The sequence below is a fragment of the Cryobacterium shii genome, from assembly GCF_004402595.1.
Taxonomy (GTDB): domain Bacteria; phylum Actinomycetota; class Actinomycetes; order Actinomycetales; family Microbacteriaceae; genus Cryobacterium; species Cryobacterium shii.
On sequence record NZ_SOFY01000071.1, the window covers coordinates 20,918 to 40,826 of the forward strand.

Sequence of the window (19,909 nt, forward strand, 5' to 3'; positions counted from 1 at the left end):
GCGATGGTGCGTAGTGGTGCTGTGGTGCGGTGGTGCTGTGACTACAGGCCCTGTGCCAGTCGGTAGTAGGCCTGGTTCCAACGCACCTCGCGCGTGAAATCACGCAGGGTGGTGGTCTTATCGATCACGAGAAGCTCGGTGCGAGCGATCTCGGCGAAATCCTGGAACACCTCGATGCCGACGGCTGTCGACATCACGGTGTGGTGGGCGGCGCCGGCCGTGAGCCAGGCCGCAGCGGAGGTGGCGAAGTCCGGTTCCGGGCGCCACACCGCGCGGCCGACCGGAAGCTTCGGCAGCGCCTGGGGCGGCTCGACCACCTCGACCACGTTCGCGGTCAGGCGGAACCGGTCGCGCATATCGCTCATGGCGACCACCACGGCCGGGCCGGGGGCCGCGTTGAAGACGAGGCGCACGGGGTCTTCGCGGCCGCCGATGCCGAGCGGGTGGATCTCCAGCGTCGGCTTCGCGGCGGAGAGTGCGGGGTTGACCTCGAGCATGTGGGCTCCGAGGATGAGCTCCGCGCCGGGAGTGAGATCGTAGGTGTAGTCCTCCATCAGGCTCGCGCCGCCGGGAAGGCCGGACCCCATCACGTTGGCGACGCGCACCAGGACGGCCGTTTTCCAGTCGCCCTCGGCACCGAAACCGTATCCCTGGGCCATCAGGCGCTGCACGGCCAGGCCGGGCAGCTGCTTGAGTGCGCCGAGGTCTTCGAAGTTCGTGGTGAAGGCGCTGAAGCCGCCGGCTTCCAGGAATCCCTTGAGGCCGAGCTCGATCGCCGCGCCGTACCGGAGGGACTCGTGGCGGTCGCCGCCGGCGCGCAGTTCGGGGACCACGTCGTAGAGGTCCTCGTATTCGGCGACGAGGGTGTCGATCGCGGCATCCGTCACCGCGTGCACGGCCTCGGCGAGTTCGTTCACCGGCCAGGTGTTCACCTGCACCCCGAAGCGCAGTTCGGCCTCGGTCTTGTCGCCCTCGGTCACTGCGACGTAGCGCATGTTGTCGCCGAAGCGGGCCAGTTTCATGGTGCGGCTCGCGGCCCAGCCGGCGGCGGCACGGGTCCAGGTGCCGATGCTCCCGGTGACGACCGGGTTGGACACGTGGCCCACGACGGTCTTGCGCGACACGCCGAGCCGGGTCTGGATGTAACCGAACTCCCGGTCGCCGTGCGCGGCCTGGTTCAGGTTCATGAAGTCGAAGTCGATCTCGCTCCAGGGCAGTTCCACGTTCGCCTGGGTGTGCAGGTGCAGCAGCGGCTTGGCCAGTGCGTCCAGGCCCGCGATCCACATCTTCGCCGGCGAGAACGTGTGCATCCACGCGATCAGGCCGATCACGCTGTCGTCCGAGTTCGCGTCCAGGGCGGCGCGGCGGATGGAGTCGGAGTCTTTCAGGACCGGCTTCCACACGACGCGAACCGGGATGTCGCTCGAGGCGTTCAGGGCGTCGGCGATGGCCCGGGACTGCTCGGCGACCTGCCGCAGGGTCTCCTCGCCGTAGAGGTTCTGACTGCCGGTGAGGAACCAGACCTCGTAGGTGTCGAGGGTGTCGGTGAGAGTAGCCATTACGTGAGTGCTCCTTGCGGTGCTTGACCGTAAACGTTCTGATAGCGGTTGAAGAGGGAATCGATCGCCTCTTGGGGGATGGGGATGAGTTCCCCGCCGAGGCGGGCGAGGTGCACGGTGCGGGCGACGTCTTCGACCATCACGGCGGCTTTGACCGCGTCGCGGGCGTCCTTGCCGATGGTGAACGGCCCGTGATTCTGCATCAACACGGCCCGGGACCGGTGACCGGTCAGCGCCTCGACGATGCCGCGGCCGATGGTGTCGTCGCCGATGATGGCGAAGCGTCCCACCGGGATCGGGCCGCCGAATTCGTCCGCCATGGCCGTGATCACGCAGGGGATCTCCTCGCCGCGCGCCGCCCAGGCCGTGGCGTAGGTGGAATGGGTGTGCACGACGCCGCCGACGTCCGGCATGTTGCGGTACACGTAGGCGTGCGCGGCCGTGTCGCTGGACGGCGCACGGTCAGACCCGGGGGTGTCGGGGATGACGTTGCCGTCGAGGTCGCAGACGATCATGTTCTCCGGTGCGAGATCGGCGTAGTCGACGCCGCTGGGCTTGATCACGAACAGGTCAGCGCCCGGGACACGGCCGGACACGTTTCCGCCCGTCCAGACCACGAGCCCGTTGCTGGTCAGCTCGGTGTGCAGGCGCGCGATCTCGTCGCGGACCCGTGCGATGGCAACCTCGATCCGGGGGCCGAAGGAGCTCATGCGGAGACCGCCGAGGTTTCCAGCGAGGCGCCGGCGTCACGCTTGAGGGCCTTGAGTCGGTGCATGACGTCGTTCGTGCCGCGACCGAAGTAGTCGTGCAGGAGCGAGTACTCGGCGAACAGCTTGTCGTACGCCGCGGCCGACTCTTCGTTGGGCGTGTACACGTTCTTGTTGAGCTTGCCCATGGCCTGGCCGGCCGCGCGCACATCGGGATAGGCGCCCGCGGCGACGGCCGCGTGGATCGCCGAGCCCAGCGCCGGGCCCTGCTCGCTGGCGATCGTGGAGATCGGCAGGCGCAGGATGTCGCTGTAGGTCTGCATCAGGAAAGCGTTCTTGAGCAGGCCTCCCGCGACGATGAACTCGGTGACGGGGACGCCGCTCGAGTTGAACGTCTCGACGATCGTGCGGGTGCCGAAGGCGGTGGACTCGAGCAGTGCCCGGTAGATCTCCTCGGTGCGGGTGGTCAGCGTCATGCCGAGAACCAGGCCGGAGAGTTCGTGGTCGACCAGCACCGAGCGGTTGCCGCTGTGCCAGTCGAGGGCGATCAGTCCGTGGCCGCCGACGGGCTGGTCCTTGATCAGTTCGGTCAGGTACTGGTGCACGCTCAGGCCCGCGGCGGCCGCCTCCGTGAAGTACCGGGCGGGAACCTGGTTGTTCACGTACCAGGCGAAGATGTCGCCGACCCCGGACTGGCCGGCCTCGTAACCGTAGAGCCCGGAGACGATGCCGCCGTCGACGACGCCGCACATACCGGGCACCTCGGCGAGGTGGTCGGAGTTCATCACGTGGCAGGTCGAGGTGCCCATGATGGCCACCATCTGGCCGGGCAGGACGGCTTGGGCGGCCGGACCGGTAACGTGCGCGTCGACGTTGCCGACGGCGACGGCGATGCCCTCCGGCAGGCCGGTCCAGGCTGCGGCCTCGGCGGAGAGGGTGCCGGCGGATGCGCCGAGCTGGCCGATCTCGTGCGCCACCTTGTCGGTGGCGAACCGCGTGAACCCGGGGTTCAGCGCGGCGAGGAAATCCTCGCCGGGGTACGCGTCATCCTGCAGAATGCCCTTGTAACCGGCGGTGCACGCGTTCCGCACGTACTGGCCGGTGAGCTGCCAGACGATCCAGTCGGCGGCTTCGACCCAGTGGTCCATCCGGTCGTACAGCTCGGGGTCTTCCTCCAGCAGTTGCAGGCCCTTGGCGAATTCCCACTCGCTCGAGATCAGCCCGCCGTAGCGCGGCAGCCAGCTCTCGCCGCGTTCGGCGGCGAGCTCGTTGATGCGGTCGGCCTGGCGCTGCGCGGCGTGGTGCTTCCAAAGCTTCACGTAGGCGTGCGGGCGGTCGGCGTATTCCGGCAGCTCGTTGAGGGGGGTGCCGTCGGCGAGGACGGGAACCATGGTGCAGGCCGTGAAGTCGGTGCCGACACCGATGACGCGGGCCGGGTCGATGCCCGCGTTCGCGACGGCGGCGGGGACGGCGCTCTTGAGCACGTCCACGTAGTCCTGCGGAACCTGCAGGGCCCACTCCGGCGGCAGGGCGGCGCCCGTGGCGGCGAGGGTCGTGTCCATCACGGCGTGCGGGTAGTCCAGGACGGCGGAACCGAGCTCGACGCCGTCGGAGACGCGAACGACGACCGCGCGGCCGGAGAGGGTTCCGTAGTCGATCCCGATGACGTATGAATTGACGTCTGCATGCGCATCCGGCTGCTCGGTGATTCCCACGGAATCGACTCCTTCGTCTCGCTGGTGGTGCTCGTGCCGGAGTCGTTCTCCCGGTCATGTGCCGGTCAAATGTGAACGGTCACATTTGCCTGTCTCATGTTAGCTCTCCCCATGGCGCAGTTGTCAAGTCCCAACCTGGGGCCGATATTCAACCGTTTCCGACGGGCGCGGAGAGGGGCGGCCGGGGCGGGCCGGAGTTACGCGGGAGTTACCGGACGGGCGGGGCCGTCGACGCGCGCACGATGAACCGGGGCATGATCGACTGTTCGGCCACGGGTTCGTGGCCCGCCAGGTCTTCGAGCAGGGCGGCGACGCAGCGTCGGCCCAGTTCGGCGAAGTCCTGGCGCACGGTCGTCAGCGGGGGCCAGAAATGAGCCGCTTCGGGGATGTCGTCGAAGCCAACGATGCTGACATCCCGCGGAAGTTCGAGGCCGGCGTCGCGCGCCGCATGCATCAGACCGAGGGCCATCTGGTCGTTCGAGGAGAAGATCGCCGTGAAATCCAGGCGCCCGAACAACTCGCGTCCGGCGTAGTAGCCGAAGTCCGCGGTCCAGTCGCCGAGGATCGGCGCTGTGGTCGGCACATCCATGGCGCCCATCTCATCGAGGAACCCGCGCATCCGCGCTTCGGCCTCGATCCAGTCCTGCGGGCCGGCGAGGTGGTAGATGCGCCGGTGGCCCAGGTCGATCAGGTGCCGGGTCGCCAGCCGCGCGCCCGCAATCTGGTCGACGGACAGGGCGTGGCCGTCTTGACGGCCCCCCGATTGCAGCGACACGTAGGGAACCGTGATCGACAGCTGCTCGAGAACGTCGAAGACCCGCACCTGGGGCGCGATCACGACCAGACCCTCGATCCCCTGGAGCATCAACTGCACCAGGGCCGCTTCGATCGACTCGTGGTCGTCGGCGGCCAGGTTGGCCGTGTTCACGTAGTAGCCGGCCTCCTGCGCCGCCTCCTGGATCGCGGCGATACTGCTGGCCGGACCGTACTCGGAACTCTGGGCGGTCAGGATGCCGATCGTGCGGGAACGGCCGCGGGACAGGGCCCGCGCGGCCCGGTTCGGCTGGTACTGCAGGTCTTCCATGACCTGCAGCACCTTCGCCCGGGTCGAGTCACGGAGACTGGGGTGGTTGTTGAGCACGCGTGACACAGTCTGGTGGGACACCCCGGCGAGACGTGCGACGTCTCTGATGCTGGGGGCGCGCACTTTGGGTGGCTTGCCTGTCACGTAACGACCTTGTTCACATGTGCACGGTCACAATTGTGATCGCACATCCAGTATGCACGTCCGGCGGGGTTTCAAGTGACTCCGATGTGACAGTCACATGGACCGCCGAGACGGGCCTGGCCCGCGGCAGCACAGGCAAAGCGGGTCAATGCCATCAGCGGCATGCAAGGCGATCAGGGATTCAGCAGCGAGCATGCAGACTCAAGAACAGACGGCCGCCAACGTTGCCGGCGGCCGCCAACAGCTGCCGGATCAGAGTGCGGCGAGGGCCCCGTCGATGTCGTCGATGAGGTCGGCGACGTCTTCGATACCGACGGAGAGACGGATGATGTTGTCCGCCACCTCCAGCTCGGTGCCGCGGACGGATGCGTGCGTCATCTCCGAGGGGTAGTTGACCAGCGACTCGACCCCGCCGAGGGATTCGGCCAGCTGGAAGAGGTGGGTGGACTCGGCGAACGTTCGGGCCGCGGCCGCGCCGCCCGCGAACGCGATCGACAGCATCCCGCCGAAGCCGCTCATCTGCTTCTTCGCCAGCTCGTGGCCGGGGTGGCCGGGCAGGCCCGGGTAGTAGACCCGGTCGATCGCCGGGTGAGCCTGCAGGTGTTCGGCGATGGCCTGGGCGTTGCTGCAGTGGCGGTCCATCCGCACCGAGAGGGTCTTGATTCCGCGCACGGTGAGCCAGGCATCCATCGGGGCCGACACCGGGCCGGCGGCGAACTGCAGGAACTGCGCTTTCTCGGCGAGCTCGTCGTCGTTGATGATCAGGGCGCCGCCGAGCACGTCGGAGTGGCCGCCGAGGTACTTGGTGGTCGAGTGCACGACGACGTCGGCGCCGAAGGCCAACGGATGCTGCAGCGCGGGCGAGGCGAACGTGTTGTCCACGATCACGGTCACGCCGTAGCGGTGCCCGATCTCGGCCAGCGCGGTGATGTCGCTGATCTTCATCAGCGGGTTGCTGGGCGTCTCCACCCAGAGGATCTTCGTCTCGCCCGGAATGATGGCCTCTTCGACGGCGGCGAGGTCGCTCATCTCCACGGTCGAATGGAGGATGCCCCAGGCGCCGTGCACCCGGTTGATCAGGCGGTGGGTGCCGCCGTAGACGTCGTTGCCGAGCACGATGTGGTCGCCCGGAGCCAGGAGCGCGCGCAGGATGGTGTCCTCCGCGGCGAGCCCGCTGGCGAAGGACAGTCCGTGCTTGCCGCCCTCGAGCGCGGCCAGCAGGGTCTCCAGCACGGTACGGGTCGGGTTGCCGCCGCGGCTGTATTCGTAGCCGCCCCGAAGGTGCCCGATGCTCTCCTGCACATACGTGGAGGTCTGGTAGATGGGCGGGATCACGGCGCCGGTCGTCGGGTCGAATTCCTGCCCGGCATGGATGGCGATGGTGTCGAAGTTGGGGGTGCGAGCCATTGGGTCTTCCTTGTTCATGCTGTTCGTTTGTCTGACTGTCATGTGTCTGACGGTTGTGTGCCTGTTTACACGCTCAGGTAGGTGAGCAGGTCGTGGCGGGTGATGACGCCCAGGGGCTTGCCGCCGTCGGTGACGAGCAGCGCATCGTGTCCGGTGAAGGCGGCCCGCGCGGTGGCGACCGGCTCGTTCACGCCGATCAGAGGCAGGGAGTCGGCCACGAACTCGCCCACGCGATCGGCCAGCTGCGCCTCGCCGGAGAAGACCAGCTCCATCAGGCGGCGTTCGTCGATCGCGCCGACGACCTCCCCCATCACGACGGGCGGTTTGGCGGTGAGGACCAGTACCCGGGACACACTGGACTCGGTCATCACGCCGATGGCGTCGCGCACGGTCGCGCTCGGGTGCACGTACACGAAGGGCGGCAGCGTGCCGGTCTTGGATTCGAGCAGGTCGGCGACCGTGTTCCCGGCCGGGGCGTTGGTGAAACCGTAGCTGCGCATCCAGCCGTCGTTGAAGATCTTGCCGAGGTAGCCGCGGCCGCCGTCGGGCAGAAGCACCACGATCGTGTCGTCCGCGCTGAGGGTCGTCGCCGCGCGGAGGGCGGCGACGACGGCCATGCCGCTCGATCCGCCGACCAGGATGCCCTCCTCGAGGGCAAGCCGGCGGGTCATCGCGAACGACTCGGCGTCGGAGACGGCGATCACCTCGTGCACCACGGACGGGTCGTAGGCGGCGGGCCAGAAGTCCTCGCCCACACCCTCGACCAGGTACGGCCGGCCGGTGCCGCCGGAGTAGACCGAGCCCTCGGGGTCCGCGCCGATGATGCGCACGGTGTCGCCCGACACCTCGCGCAGGTAGCGGCCGGTGCCGGTGATGGTGCCGCCGGTTCCGACGCCCGCGACGAAGTGGGTCACCCGGCCGTCGGTGTCGCGCCAGATCTCTGGCCCGGTCGTCTCGTAGTGGCTGAGCGGCCCGTTCGGGTTCGCGTACTGGTTGGGCTTGAATGCGCCCGGGATCTCACGGGCCAGACGGTCCGAGACGCTGTAATAGGAGTCGGGGTGATCAGGGGCGACGGATGTCGGGGTCACCACGATCTCGGCGCCGTACGCCGTGAGCACGTTGCGCTTGTCCTCGCCTACCTTGTCGGGCAGCACGAACACGCACCGGTAGCCGCGCTGCTGGGCGACGAGCGCCAGCCCCACGCCGGTGTTGCCCGAGGTCGGCTCGACGATGGTGCCGCCGGGCAACAGGTGCCCCTCGCGCTCGGCGGCGTCGATGATGCGCGTCGCGATGCGGTCCTTCGACGAGCCGCCCGGGTTGAGGTACTCGAGCTTGACGAGCACGGTGGCGCTGACGCCGTCGGTCACCTTGTGCAGTTTGACCAGGGGGGTGTCGCCGATGAGGTCGAGGATGGTGTCGGCAATTTTCATGGAGTGTCCTTCGTCATGGTGTCGCGCCGTTTCTCACTCGCCGCGCGGCCAAGGCTGCACGCGCCGGCTGTGCGCAAATCTACGGAAACGCGAGGTCGTGTGGGATTACCGGGGTCGGCCAGCGACGATCACACCGCGGACACGACATCAAAACGAGCACGATCCCAACTCTAGCGAAGCGTGCTCGGGGTCACCAGATGCGGCCGCCGCGTGCCCGGCGCAGGCCGGACGCAGGACGGGCGCAGGCCAGGCGCCTCCGGGCACCAGGCCCACGCGGGCTGCGTAGAATCGCGATCATGATGAAAGCCTCCCGTGCCCGTTGATGATAGTTCGCCGGGCGACGTCGGTGCGCCCATCGTCGATGCGACGGATGCCCCGCGCTCGCCCCACGAACGGAGGCGCCTGGCCTGGAACCGTCGGTTCGGACTCGCCCTGGGCGTGCTCGGCGCCGTGGGCGTGAGCGCCCTGCTCGTCTCGTCGGTGCTCGCCCCCGCGAGCGCGCCGGGAGAGCCGGCCGGCACCACCGGAGCCGGAGCCACCGGAGTCGGTGGCACCGAGACGCCGGGCGCACCCTCGGGCGGCCCTTCCGGTGCCACGACCGAGGCGACCCCGATCGTCGGGCTGGAGACGTACTTCAATGAACCGAGCCACGTCACGACCTCCGTCACCTACCCGCAATCCCCGCCGACCGGCGGCCCGCACAGTCCCGTCTGGCTGGACTGCGGGGCCCACGACCGGGCCGTGCCGAAAGAGAACGCGGTGCACTCCCTCGAGCACGGCGCGGTCTGGGCCACCTACGACCCGGCCCTCGCCCCGGTCGACGTCGCGGCGCTTCGCGCCGCCCTGCCCGGCGACCACGTCATTGTGTCGCCCTACCCCGGGCTGGGCTCACCGATCGTGCTGACCACCTGGAATGTGCAGCTGCGGCTGGAATCGGCCGCCGACCCGCGCATCCCGGCCTTCGCCGCCGCCTACCTGAACGGTCCGACCGCCCCGGAGCCGGGCGAGTCCTGCTCCGGCGCCCTCGCCGCCCCCGGAAAGGTCGGCTAGCCGGCCGCGCTCTCCGCGGGGCGTCCTCCGCAAGATGTACCTCTCCGCGGGGCGTCCTCCCTGCGGGGCGCACCTCTCCGCGGGGCGTATCTCTCCGCGGGGCGCACCTCTCCGCGGGGCGTATCTCTCCGCGGGGCGCACCTCTCCGCGGGGCGTATCTCTCCGCGGGGCGTATCTCTCCGCGGGGCGCACCTCTCCGCGGGGCGTATCTCTCCGCGGGAGGCCGACCCCTCCAAGCGCGGCGACACTCGCGGCGCACCTTCGGCACGCGGGCGCACGCTAGAACATGCGCCCGCGGCTCAAGGGTGCGCCGCGAGAACTGGAGAGGGGCGAGTGGCGAGGCGGGAGAGGCGAGAGGGGCGAGTGGCGAGGCGAGAGAGGCGAGAGAGGCGAGAGAGGCGAGGGGCGAGGCGGGCGACGGATGCCGCGGGCCACCCCGCGAGCGCGCCGGGAGAGCCGGCCGGCACCTACTCGGCGAGGAGCGGCGACGACGACGTGCTCTGCTCCGAGTACAGCCGGGCGTAGACGCCGTTCGCCGCAAGCAGCTCGGAGTGGGTGCCGCTCTCCACGATCCGGCCGGCGTCGACGACGAAGATCACGTCCGCGGCCACGATGGTCGAGAGCCGGTGCGCGATGGCGATGGTCGTGCGCCCGCGGGACGCGGTGTCGAGGGCCGCCTGCACGACCCGCTCCGAGATGGCGTCGAGGGCGCTGGTGGCCTCGTCGAGGATGAGCACTTCCGGGTTCTTGAGCAGCACGCGGGCGATCGCGATCCGCTGCTTCTCGCCGCCGGAGAGACGATAACCGCGCTCCCCCACGACGGTGGCGTACCCCTCGGGGAAGGACGCGATCGTGCCGTGGATGCTCGCGGACCGGGCCGCGGCCTCGAGTTCGGCATCCGTGGCATCCGGTTTCGCGTACCGCAGGTTCTCGGCGATGGTCGCGTGAAAGAGGTAGGTCTCCTGGCTGACGATGCCGATGTGGGAGACCAGGGACTCCTGGCGCAGGGCGCGTACGTCGACGCCGGAGAAGAGCACGCGGCCGGCCGACGCCTCGTAGAACCGGGGGATCAGGTAAGAGACGGTGGTCTTGCCGGCCCCGGACGGACCGACGAAGGCCGCGAACTGTCCCGGCTCGATCGCGAAGGATACGTGGTCGAGGGTGGGCCGCGAGTCCGGGGAAGAGTCCGGGTAGGCGAACGTGACGTTGTCGAATTCGACCCGGCCGACATCCGTGCCGCTCGTGGGCACCTCGGCGGCCTCCGCGGCGTCACTGATCGCCGGCTTCAGGTCGAGGTACTGGAAGATGCGGGCGAACAGGGCGCTCGAGGTCTGCAGGTCGAGGGTGACCCGCATCAGCCCCAGCAGCGGGAACAACAGCCGGGACTGCACGGTCGTGAACGCGACGATCGTGCCCGGGGTGATGTCGGTCGTGCCGCCGGCCATCAGCAGGCCCGCGAACAGGTAGACGATCGCGGGGATGCTGGAGAGGAAGATGCTGACCATCGCGAAGAACCACTGGCCGCTCATCTGCTGGCTGACCTGCAGCCTGACCTGGTTGTCGTTCTCGTCGGAGTACCGGCGGATCTCGGTCGGCTGACGGGTGAAGCTCTTGGAGAGCAGGATTCCGGACACGCTCAGCGTCTCCTGGGTGATGGCCGTCATGTCGGACAGCGATTCCTGCGTCTTCGCCGCGATCCGGGCGCGCACCTGGCCGACCCGGCGCTGCGCGATCACCAGGATGGGCATCAGGACGACGGCGACGATGGCCAGCTGCCAGCTCAGCAGGAGCATGGCCACCAGGGACGCGATCACGGTCACGACGTTGCCGAGCAGGCTCGAGATGGTGTTGGTGAGCACGCTCGCGACGCCGCCCACGTCATTCTGCAGCCGGGACTGGATGACGCCCGTCTTCGTCCGGGTGAAGAAGCTCAGCTCCATCGCCTGGAGGTGGGTGAACAGGCGCACCCGGAGCGAACCCATCACGGAGTTGCCGACGGTGGCGGTCAGCCAGGTCTGCCAGACACCGAGCAGCTGCGACCCCAGGTAGATGGCGATCATCAGGCCCACGAGCACGGCGAGCCGCCGCACATCGGGCGCGCCGCCGGGCGGGAAGAGCCCCTCGTCGAAGGCCCTCTGCACCAGCAGGGGCGGCACGACCGAGAGTCCGGCACTGATGAACACCAGCACCACGGTCACGATCAGCGCGGTGCGGTGCGGGGCGAACAGTCCGGCGATCCGGCCGAGCAGGTTCGGGATGCGCGGGGCCTCGGCATTCTCGGCCCGCTGTGCCACGGCGTCCCCACCGCTGACCCGGCCTCGTCGCCCGCCACCACCGCCGTGCATTCCACTCATGGCTTCACTCTAAACTCCCGGCGATCCCCGGCCGCCCCCGGTCGGCGGCTTCACAGTCCCGCCACACGACTGTGCCCGTTCCGGTCGACCGCGGCCGGCAGAACGGGCACAGTCGACCGGAACGGGCACGGTCGGTGATCAGGTGGGGCAGTCGGGCTACCCCTTGGTCGAGCCGGCCAGCAGGCCGCGCACGAAGTAACGCTGCAGGGAGAAGAAGACGAGCAGCGGAACCAGGATGGAGATGAACGCGCCGGCCGTGAGCAGGTGCCAGTCCTGACCCCGGGTGCCGGTGATCTCGGCCAGCAGCTTGGTCATCGGGGCGACCGCGCCGTCCGCGAAGATCAGCGCCACCAGCAGGTCGTTCCAGACCCAGAGGAACTGGAAGATGGCGAAGGATGCGATCGCCGGCATGGTCAGCGGCAGCACGATCCGGAAGAAGATCTGCCCGTGCCCCGCGCCGTCGACCCGCGCCGCTTCGATCACGTCGGCGGGGATCTCCGACACGAAGTTGTGCAGCAGGTAGATGGCCAGCGGCAGGGCGAACATGGTGTGCGCGATCCAGACCTGGGAATAGCCGCCGGCGTCGCTGATCGACGTGACCACGGGGATTCCGAAGATCGAGCCCTGCGAGAAGAACTTCAGCAGCGGCACGAGGGCCATCTGCAGCGGCACGATCTGCAGTGCGAACACGGCGATGAAGAGCACGTTCTTGCCGCGGAAGTCGATCCAGGCGAACGCGTAGGCCGCGAGGCTCGCGATGATCAGCGGCAGCAGCGTGGCCGGGAGGGTGATCGCGATCGAGTTGATGAACGCGCCCGCGAGGTTCAGCTGGCTGTTTCCGGCCTGGAGCACCTGAGAGTAGTTGTCGAGGGTGAGGCCCCAGTTCTGGAAGAGGGTCCACCAGCCGGTGGTGCGCACCTCCTGGGCCGGGCGGAACGACGAGACGAACAGCCCGAAGGTGGGGACGGTCCAGAGCACGGCGATCAGCAGGGCCGCGACCGTCGCACCGCGACTGGTCAGGCGCTTCTTGGTTCGCTTGGCCGGTGCCTCCAGGCGTTTCTCGCCCTGGCGGAGGTGGTTCCTGGTGGTCGGGTCCGGAACTTCAACAGGCAGTACGGCGCTCATCGGATTTCCCTCTGCTTCTGGATCTGGCGGGCGTTGTAGATGACGATCGGCAGCACCAGCAGGAACAGGATCACGGCGAAGGCGGCGGAGCGGCCCTGCTCGAAGTTCTTGAACTGCGTGTACATCTCGTTCGCGATGACGCTGGTGTCGTTGGCGCCTGCCGTCATGGTCCGCACGATGTCGAAGACCTTGAGGGAGGCGATGGAGATCGTGGTCAGCACCACGATCAGGGCGCTACGGATGCCGGGCACGGTGACGTTGGTGAACTTCTGCCACGGGTTGGTGCCGTCGAGTTCCGCGGCCTCCAGCTGCTCGGCCGGCACGCCCTTGATGGCGGCGGAGAGCACGACCATGGCGAATCCGGTCTGCACCCAGATCAGAACGATGATCAGGAAGACCGTGTTCCACGGTTCGTTGGCGAGGAAGTCGACCGGCTGGCCGCCGAACCAGACCACGACCTGGTTGAGCAGGCCGATCTGGTTCTGGCTGGCCGGGCGGGCCGTGTAGACGAAGCGCCAGATGATCGACGCCCCGACGAAGGAGATGGCCATGGGCATGAAGACCATGATCTTGAAGTACTTCTCACCGCGGCTCTTATCGATGAAGACCGCGTAGGCCAGTCCGGCGATCGTCGACACGAGCGGGGCTATGAGCACCCAGACGATCGTGTTGAGCACCGTGCGGATCGCCTCGGGCTGGGTGAACACCCAGATGAAGTTGTCGAATCCGATGAACGCTGTTCCGCGGGAGTTCATGAACGCCTGCACCGTGGTCTGGATGGTCGGGATGACCAGGCCGATCATGAGCAGCAGGATGGCGGGCGAGAGGAAGCCGAAGAGCTGGAAGAGATAGCCGGCGCCGACCCGTGACCGGTAGTCGACGATGAAGAACACCCCGCCGAGGACGGCGGCGGCGGCGGCGGCCCACCAGTACGAACCGGCGGCCAGCAGGATGAGCATCGGTGCCAGCACACAGACGGCCAGCCGGATGACGGTGTACAGGGTGCCCTTGCGCGGGGCGATTTCGACGAAGAACAGGATCGCCCCCACCAGCGCGACGAACGCGAAGATGATGATCGGGACTTGCGCGAGGGCGGGCAAGCCAGCGAGCCAGGAAAGAAATGCTGACATAGGAAACCTCTCGAGTACGACTGTGGACTCACAGTGTTCGCTGGTGGCGCTGCGAAAACTTAACGCAACGGTACACCGGCACCCGAGCGCGGCCGCCCTTCTGTTGTGAAGGGCGGCCCGCCCTGTTCTGGTTGTTGGTGCGACTGCTGTAGTGCGACTGCTGTGGTGCGGGTGGTGCTAGCGAACGGCCGAGATTAGCTCGACGGCCAGCCGGCTTCGATGCTCGTGAGCACCTCGTCGGTCGGGGTTCCGTTGATCCAGTTGACCATGCCCTTCCAGAACGTTCCCGAGCCGACCGAGCCGGGCATCAGGTCCGAACCGTCGAAGCGGAAAGTGGTCTTCGGGTCCTGAAGGATCTTGATGGCTTCCTGCAGGATCGGGCTCTTCGCGTTGGCCGGGTCAAGACCCGAGTTGGCGCTGATGACCCCACCGAGGCTGACGCGGCTGTTCGCCCAGTCGGCGCTGGAGAGGTACTCCTGCACCTTCTGGGTGTCGGCGTCGTCCGCGAACGCGGCGACGATCTCGCCACCACCGGTCACGGCCTGGCTGCCGGCTTCTTCACCCGGGGTGATGAAGGCCCAGACGTCGCCGTCGGGTCCGACCTTGCCGCCGGCATCCGTGATGAAACCGTCGAAGAAGGATGCCTGGTGGTGCAGGGCGCAGGTTCCGTCGGCGAGCGGGGCTGCCACGTCACCGAACGGAGTGCTGTTGATGGAGCGGACGTCGCCGAATCCGGCGTTGACGTAGGCCGGGTTCTGCAGGATCTCGCCCACGGAGTCGAACGCCTTCTTGATGGCGGGATCCGTGAACGGGATCTCGTTCTTAATCCACTTGTCGTAGGTCTCCGGTCCGGCCTGGCGCAGGACCAGGTCCTCGACCCAGTCCGTTCCCGGCCAGCCGGTGGCGTCGCCGGAGCCGAAGCCCGCACACCACGGGGCGGCGCCGGTCTTCTCCTGGATCGTCTTCGTCACGGCGAGGAGGTCAGCCCAGGTCTTGGGAACCTCGACACCCCACTCCTTGAACTTGGCCGGCGAGTACCAGATGAAGCCCTTGACGCTGGCCATCAGCGGCGCGCCGTACAGGGTGTTTCCGACCGTGCCGTAAGCCTTCCAGTCCGCGGACCAGTACTTGTCGACGTTGGCCTCGACGGCCTTCGGGGCCGGCTTGAGGTAGTCACGGCTGGCGAGGTCCGCCATCAGGCCGGGCTGCGGGAAGATGGCGATGTCGGGAGCGTTGCCGCCCTGGGCCCGGATCGCGATCTGGGTTTCGAACTCTTTCGACGCTTCGTACTGAATGTCGATCTTGTTCTCTTTTTCCCAGCCGGCCCAGGACTCTTCGAGCAGTTTTGCCTCGGTGTCGCCGATGGTCCCGTAGACCGTGACGGTTCCGTCACCGGCTGCGCCCGCATCGGTCGTCGTGCTGCCGGGTCCGCCGGAACAGCCGGCCAGGGTCAGACCGGCGATCGCCGCAATGGCGATTGGTGCTGTGAAACGGCGGTGCAGGGATGACCGCATATTTCCTCCTCATTGAGTGTTGGCGGTGTTCGCGTGGTCTTGCCCAGGGACACCGGGGTGCTGCAGGTGCTGGAAACGGTCAGATAGGGAACCGGTTCCACACCATAAGTTACGGCACCGTTCGGAGAATCGCAAGAGCATTGGGGTTACGAAATGGCAAAGATCGGTCCGATGGGCCACGAAATAGCCCCGAACAGGCCAACAAGCACCCAAACCCATTCAGCTCAGTTCGATCCCGAATGGAACCGGTTCCATACTGCCCGGGGAGGCGCTAGTCTGAAATCCGGGTCCAAGGACGGAGGCTGGAATGAGATCGATTGCGGATGTCGCGCGTCTCGCCGGCGTCGCCAAAGCCACCGCTTCCCGCGCCCTCAGCGGTCGCGGGTACGTGTCCGAGGAGACCCGGTCGAAGGTCGTCGCCGCGGCCAAGGAGATCGGCTACGTCGCCTCCCCCAACGCGGCCAGCCTGGTCACCGGGCGTACGAAGAGCATCGGCGTGATCATCCCCTTCATCAGTCGCTGGTTCTTCTCCGAGGTGCTCGAGAGCCTGGAACAGGCCCTCCTCGAAGAGGGCTACGACATGACCCTCTACAACCTGCCGGCCGCGTCGAAAGAACGCGACAGCGTCTTCGAGTACTTCCTCGCCCGCAAGCGATTCGACGGGGTGATCTCTGTCGGAGTCGCCCTCAGCGACGCCGAAGTCGACCTCCTGCACCGCCTCGGCCGCCCGCTGGTGGGCATCGGGGGCCCGATCCGTGGCGTGCACACCATCGCGATCGACGACGTGGCCTCGGCCCGGCTCGCCACCGAGCACCTGCTCAGCCTCGGCCACAAGGACATCCTCCACATCGGCGGCAGCGAGGCCGACGAGATGGACTTCAAGGTGCACAGCAACCGCCGCACCGGCTTCGCCTCGGCGATGAACGAGGCGGGTCTGTCCACCGAGGGCAGTTTCTACGCCTGCGAATTCACGCTGCCCGGCGGCTACGGCGTGGGGCTGGCCGTGCTCGGCGACCCCCGCACCCGGCCGACGGCGGTGTTCGCCGCCTCCGACGAGATCGCCATCGGCGTGATCGTCGCCGCCCGGGAACTGGGGATCCAGGTGCCCGCCGACCTGTCCGTGATCGGGATCGACGGGCATCCGTACGCCCAGATGTTCCGGCTGACCACCCTAGAACAGCATCCGCGGCGCCAGGCCCGGCTCGCCGTGGTGTCGCTCCTGGCCGAGCTGGAGAGCCCGACGGACACGGATGAGGCGAATCACCTGACCGTGCTGCCCGTGAACCTGGTCGTCCGTTCGAGCACCAGCGGGCCCCGGCAGCCGCTCGGCGCCTGAGCCGCACCGCACCCGAGCCGCACCGCGCTCAGCTGTCGCCGGCGCCGATGGCCTCGGCTTCCTCCAGCCGGTCGACGACCCCGTTCGCCCGGTGCAGCTGCGCGCGCCCCAGCAGCAGGATGGCCACGGCCACCAGTACGGCGGCCGCGGCCGCGAAGAACGGCGCCGCCGGCCCGAACGCGGCGGCGAGCAGCGTCGCGGCGGGCGGCGCGAGGGCCCCGCCGAGGAACCGCACGCCGGAATAGGCGGACGACGCGACCGCTCGCATCAGGTCCGTGGCCTCCATCACGCACTCGGTCAGCACCGTGTTCAGCACGCCGAGCAGCAGCCCGCCGACGATGACGCAGACGACCAGGCCGGCCGCCGAGCCGCTCACCAGGGCCGCGGCGACCAGGTCGAGCGCCAGCAGCGGCAGCACGGCCGCCAGCACATGGGTGCGCTTCATCCGTCTGGTCAGCAGCGGCGCCACCCAGACGGAGGTGACCGCGAGGGAGACCCCCCAGCCGAAGAAGACCAGGCCGAGGGTGATCGCGCTGCCGAGGCCCAGCGGCACGAGCGCGAACGGGGTGTACGCCAGCAGCACGAAGAAGCCGATGTTGTAGAAGAACGCGGCCGCGGCGAGGACACCCAGTGCGGGCCGGGCCAGCGCCCGGAACGGAGCCGAGAGCCGGATCGGGACCGGTGCGGGGGCATCCGTCTTCAACATCACCACGATCGCCGCGAAGCCGACGGCCATCAGCGAGGCGCTGCCGAAGAACGGCCCGCGCCAGCTGAGGCTGCCGAGCAGGCCGCCGATCAGCGGGCCGATCGCGATGCCGAGCCCGAGCGCGGCCTCGTAGAGGATGATGGCCGAGGACGTCCCGCCCGAGGCTGCGCCGACGATCGTGGCCAGCGCGGTGGAGATGAAGAGGGCGTTGCCGAGACCCCAGCCCGCCCGGAAGCCGATCACCGCCTCGACGCTCTGGGACATCCCGGAGGCCAGCGCGAACGCGACGATCAGGGCCAGGCCGATCAGCAGGGTGCGTTTGGCGCCGATCCGGCTCGAGATCCAGCTGGTGAAGAACATGGCGACGCCGGTGACCACGAGGTAGCTGGTGAAGAGCATCTCGGTCTCGGTCGGGGTGGCCTCGAGGTCGCGGGTGATGGCCGGCAGGATCGGGTCGACCAGGCCGATGCCCATGAAGGCGATCACGCAGGCGAAGGCCACCGCCCAGACCGCGGTCGGCTGGTGCAGGATGCTGGCGGCCGGTGACCGCGTGGACTGCTGGGACTGCGGCGCGGTGCTCGCGGCCCGGCTCACAGCGCGACCGCCGCGTCGCCCGGTTCGGCCGGTGGGGCCGGTTCGCCGGCATCCACGCGTTCCCGCAGGATGGCGATCGCGCGTTCGAGGACCTCGACGTCGGCGGCGGGCAGGTCGCTGAACAGCGGCAGCAGGGCGGTGGCCAGCTCGGTACGCCAGGCCGCGAGGGCGGCCTCGCCGGAGGCGGTGACCCGGGTGCGGGCCGCCCGGGCGTCGAGCGGATCGGCCAGGCGCTCGGCCCAGCCGCGCTCGGCCAGGTGGCTGACGAGCTTCGTGGCGGTGGGCTGGGAGACGCGGCTGCGCACGGCCAGCTCGCCGAGGCGGATCGGTCCGGTCTGGCGCAGCACGCTCAGCGTCCGCCAGACGGCCGGGGATTCGGTGCCGTTCGCGGCCTGGGCGGCCAGGCGGGTGACCCGGTGGTTGACCGTGATCAGGTCGCCGAGCAGATCGAGGAGTGTCGTGGACATCCGTCAACTATACATAGCTTGGCTATATATAAATCGCGGCTGCGGGGTTAACGACGAACGGGCGCCGCATCCAGTGGATGCGACGCCCGTCAGAGCGCAATCGGCTCGCGCCGATCATTCCTCCGCGTGAGCGAAGAGCGAGAGCCCCGTGAGGGGTGCCTGCTACTTGAGGACTGCGGTGGCGCCGGCAGCTTCGAGAGCAGCCTTGCCCTTTTCAGCGGCCTCCTTGGAGACGCCTTCGAGGACGGCCTTCGGCGCGCCATCGACGACGGCCTTGGCCTCGCCGAGGCCCAGGCTGGTGAGCTCGCGCACAACCTTGATGACCTGGATCTTCTTGTCGCCGACAGCCTCGAGGATGACGTCGAAAGCGGACTGCTCTTCGACCTCTTCAGCGGGTGCAGCAGGACCAGCAGCGCCGGCAACGGCGACCGGAGCAGCAGCGGTGACCTCGAAGGTCTCCTCGAACGCCTTGACGAACTCGGAGAGCTCGATGAGGGTCAGGCCCTTGAACTGTTCGAGCAATTCTTCGGTGGAAAGCTTTGCCATGATTTTTCTCCCTATAGTTTCTTAGTTACTCACCGCGATGCCAGGCCGATGCCTAGTTCGCGGACTCCTGCTTCTCACGCAGCGCCTCGATGGTGCGAACAGCCTTCGACAGCGGTGCGTTGAACAGATATGCGGCTCCGAACAGCGAGGCCTTGAATGCGCCGGCCAGCTTGGCCAGCAGCACTTCGCGGGACTCGAGGTCGGCGAGCTTGCCTACCTCTGCGGCGGTGAGCGGGTTACCGTCGAAGTAACCACCCTTCACTACCAGGAGAGGGTTTGCCTTGGTAAAGGCACGCAGGGTCTTCGCAACGGCGACAGGGTCTCCGTGAACGAATGCGATTGCGGACGGACCGACAAGCTCGTCGTCAAACGACGTGATGCCGGCGTTGTTGGCCGCAATCTTGGTCAGCGTGTTCTTCACCACGGCGTACGTGGCGTCCGCACTGATGGAAACGCGCAGCGTCTTGAGCTGCGCAACAGTGAGACCGCGGTACTCGGTGAGCAGAACGGCGGTCGAGCTCTGGAATTTCTCCGTAAGCTCGGCGACCGTTGCTTCCTTGTTCGCCATGGCGCTCCTCTTGGTTTCATGTGCCGGTAGCCCGGGGAGCAGACATGAAAAAAGCTCCGACGCAGGCGCCGGAGCTGGGAACGCATTCTCGAGGAATGCAGTCTGACTTCGAATCCTGCGCGGGCCGTTCACGTGAATGAACCTTCGATTGCCTGTGCATTTCTGCACAGAGCAATAACCGGCGGTCTTTGGCTTTTCCCTACGTTACGGGATGCCGCGGGCCGGCGCAAATCCGGATCCGTCTGGTTGCTGCGTGGCTGGGGCGCCCGGTCACCCGCTCTGAACCAATTCGACGGAGATTTTGCCCGAAACTGCCGGTTTCGGGCTCAAACCCGCTTTCTAGAGCAAAATCTCCGTCGAATTAGTTCGGGCGGGGGTGGTCGGGGCGGTTTGCGGGCGGCGCGGGATGCGGAGGCTGCGGGCGGGCGCGGGCTGCGGGCGGGCGCGGGCTGCGGGCGGGCGCGGACTGCGGG

16 protein-coding genes are annotated in these 19,909 nt (G+C 68.0%); 2 read left to right on the forward strand and 14 right to left on the reverse strand.

All coding sequences use genetic code 11. From position 1 onward, the window contains the following. Positions 1–41 precede the first annotated feature (41 nt). The 6 genes from araA to E3O49_RS13415 all read right to left on the reverse strand — a co-directional run bounded on the left by araA (position 42) and on the right by E3O49_RS13415 (position 8,046). Entirely contained in the window at positions 42–1,559 is a 1,518-nt protein-coding gene (araA, locus tag E3O49_RS13390) for an L-arabinose isomerase (RefSeq protein ID WP_134451760.1), read from the reverse strand. Continuing rightward, on the reverse strand, positions 1,559–2,269 hold the full coding sequence (locus E3O49_RS13395) for an L-ribulose-5-phosphate 4-epimerase (RefSeq protein ID WP_134365659.1): 711 nt from the start codon (positions 2,267–2,269) through the stop codon (positions 1,559–1,561). Before E3O49_RS13395 ends, araA begins: the two co-directional genes overlap by 1 nt. Next, a complete protein-coding gene (gene araB, locus E3O49_RS13400; protein WP_134402778.1) occupies positions 2,266–3,981 on the reverse strand; it encodes a ribulokinase in 1,716 nt (571 codons plus the stop codon). The genes E3O49_RS13395 and araB overlap by 4 nt, the downstream gene beginning before the upstream one ends. Before the next feature lie 208 nt (positions 3,982–4,189). Next, positions 4,190–5,209 carry a LacI family DNA-binding transcriptional regulator gene (locus tag E3O49_RS13405; protein WP_134365661.1) on the reverse strand — a complete coding sequence of 340 codons (1,020 nt, stop codon included), beginning with the start codon at positions 5,207–5,209 and terminating at the stop codon, positions 4,190–4,192. A 252-nt stretch (positions 5,210–5,461) separates the two neighbouring features. After that, complete coding sequence (locus tag E3O49_RS13410) at positions 5,462–6,616, reverse strand: cystathionine gamma-synthase (protein WP_134365662.1); 1,155 nt, start codon at positions 6,614–6,616, stop codon at positions 5,462–5,464. Between the two features lie 65 nt (positions 6,617–6,681). After that, a complete protein-coding gene (locus E3O49_RS13415) occupies positions 6,682–8,046 on the reverse strand; it encodes a cystathionine beta-synthase (protein WP_134365663.1) in 1,365 nt (454 codons plus the stop codon). 312 nt (positions 8,047–8,358) lie between these two features. On the opposite strand from E3O49_RS13415, the gene E3O49_RS13420 reads away from it, so the two are divergent. Then, complete coding sequence (locus E3O49_RS13420; protein WP_134451762.1) at positions 8,359–9,096, forward strand: DUF3105 domain-containing protein; 738 nt, start codon at positions 8,359–8,361, stop codon at positions 9,094–9,096. A gap of 467 nt (positions 9,097–9,563) precedes the next feature. Here the strand turns inward: E3O49_RS13420 and E3O49_RS13425 are convergent, their stop codons facing one another. From E3O49_RS13425 to E3O49_RS13440, 4 genes are all read right to left on the reverse strand, one after another. Then, entirely contained in the window at positions 9,564–11,450 is a 1,887-nt protein-coding gene (locus E3O49_RS13425) for an ABC transporter ATP-binding protein (protein WP_134365665.1), read from the reverse strand. Between the two features lie 156 nt (positions 11,451–11,606). Next, the gene (locus tag E3O49_RS13430) at positions 11,607–12,575 is read right to left on the reverse strand and encodes a carbohydrate ABC transporter permease (protein ID WP_134365666.1); all 969 of its coding nucleotides are present in this window, start codon (positions 12,573–12,575) and stop codon (positions 11,607–11,609) included. Then, positions 12,572–13,705: a carbohydrate ABC transporter permease gene (locus E3O49_RS13435; protein ID WP_134405023.1), complete on the reverse strand. Its 1,134-nt coding sequence runs from the start codon at positions 13,703–13,705 to the stop codon at positions 12,572–12,574. Before E3O49_RS13435 ends, E3O49_RS13430 begins: the two co-directional genes overlap by 4 nt. 194 nt (positions 13,706–13,899) lie before the next feature. Beyond that, positions 13,900–15,219: an ABC transporter substrate-binding protein gene (locus E3O49_RS13440; RefSeq protein WP_134405025.1), complete on the reverse strand. Its 1,320-nt coding sequence runs from the start codon at positions 15,217–15,219 to the stop codon at positions 13,900–13,902. Positions 15,220–15,526: 307 nt separating this feature from the next. Here E3O49_RS13440 and E3O49_RS13445 point away from each other — a divergent pair, with 307 nt between their 5' ends. Next, a complete protein-coding gene (locus E3O49_RS13445; RefSeq protein WP_134402781.1) occupies positions 15,527–16,555 on the forward strand; it encodes a LacI family DNA-binding transcriptional regulator in 1,029 nt (342 codons plus the stop codon). A 28-nt stretch (positions 16,556–16,583) separates the two neighbouring features. On the opposite strand, the gene E3O49_RS13450 is transcribed toward E3O49_RS13445, so the two are convergent. The 4 genes from E3O49_RS13450 to rplJ all read right to left on the reverse strand — a co-directional run bounded on the left by E3O49_RS13450 (position 16,584) and on the right by rplJ (position 19,436). Further along, positions 16,584–17,855, reverse strand: a complete 1,272-nt coding sequence (locus E3O49_RS13450) for an MFS transporter (protein WP_134365670.1) — start codon at positions 17,853–17,855, stop codon at positions 16,584–16,586. Next, positions 17,852–18,322, reverse strand: a complete 471-nt coding sequence (locus E3O49_RS13455) for a MarR family winged helix-turn-helix transcriptional regulator (protein ID WP_134365671.1) — start codon at positions 18,320–18,322, stop codon at positions 17,852–17,854. The genes E3O49_RS13450 and E3O49_RS13455 overlap by 4 nt, the downstream gene beginning before the upstream one ends. Before the next feature lie 162 nt (positions 18,323–18,484). Beyond that, positions 18,485–18,868: a 50S ribosomal protein L7/L12 gene (gene rplL, locus E3O49_RS13460; protein ID WP_134365672.1), complete on the reverse strand. Its 384-nt coding sequence runs from the start codon at positions 18,866–18,868 to the stop codon at positions 18,485–18,487. Positions 18,869–18,920: 52 nt separating this feature from the next. Next, positions 18,921–19,436 carry a 50S ribosomal protein L10 gene (gene rplJ, locus E3O49_RS13465; RefSeq protein WP_134365673.1) on the reverse strand — a complete coding sequence of 172 codons (516 nt, stop codon included), beginning with the start codon at positions 19,434–19,436 and terminating at the stop codon, positions 18,921–18,923. Between the last annotated feature and the right edge of the window lie 473 nt (positions 19,437–19,909).

What these genes read in the sequence shown, in the direction of transcription:
- rplJ (WP_134365673.1), bottom strand. Translation starts at nt 19,436, where the DNA reads ATGGCGAACAAGGAAGCAACGGTCGCCGAGCTTACGGAGAAATTCCAG.
- E3O49_RS13425 (WP_134365665.1), bottom strand. Translation starts at nt 11,450, where the DNA reads ATGAGTGGAATGCACGGCGGTGGTGGCGGGCGACGAGGCCGGGTCAGC.
- E3O49_RS13430 (WP_134365666.1), bottom strand. Translation starts at nt 12,575, where the DNA reads ATGAGCGCCGTACTGCCTGTTGAAGTTCCGGACCCGACCACCAGGAAC.
- E3O49_RS13445 (WP_134402781.1), top strand. Translation starts at nt 15,527, where the DNA reads ATGAGATCGATTGCGGATGTCGCGCGTCTCGCCGGCGTCGCCAAAGCC.
- E3O49_RS13455 (WP_134365671.1), bottom strand. Translation starts at nt 18,322, where the DNA reads ATGTCCACGACACTCCTCGATCTGCTCGGCGACCTGATCACGGTCAAC.
- E3O49_RS13435 (WP_134405023.1), bottom strand. Translation starts at nt 13,705, where the DNA reads ATGTCAGCATTTCTTTCCTGGCTCGCTGGCTTGCCCGCCCTCGCGCAA.
- E3O49_RS13395 (WP_134365659.1), bottom strand. Translation starts at nt 2,269, where the DNA reads ATGAGCTCCTTCGGCCCCCGGATCGAGGTTGCCATCGCACGGGTCCGC.
- E3O49_RS13410 (WP_134365662.1), bottom strand. Translation starts at nt 6,616, where the DNA reads ATGGCTCGCACCCCCAACTTCGACACCATCGCCATCCATGCCGGGCAG.
- E3O49_RS13440 (WP_134405025.1), bottom strand. Translation starts at nt 15,219, where the DNA reads ATGCGGTCATCCCTGCACCGCCGTTTCACAGCACCAATCGCCATTGCG.
- araA (WP_134451760.1), bottom strand. Translation starts at nt 1,559, where the DNA reads ATGGCTACTCTCACCGACACCCTCGACACCTACGAGGTCTGGTTCCTC.
- E3O49_RS13415 (WP_134365663.1), bottom strand. Translation starts at nt 8,046, where the DNA reads ATGAAAATTGCCGACACCATCCTCGACCTCATCGGCGACACCCCCCTG.
- rplL (WP_134365672.1), bottom strand. Translation starts at nt 18,868, where the DNA reads ATGGCAAAGCTTTCCACCGAAGAATTGCTCGAACAGTTCAAGGGCCTG.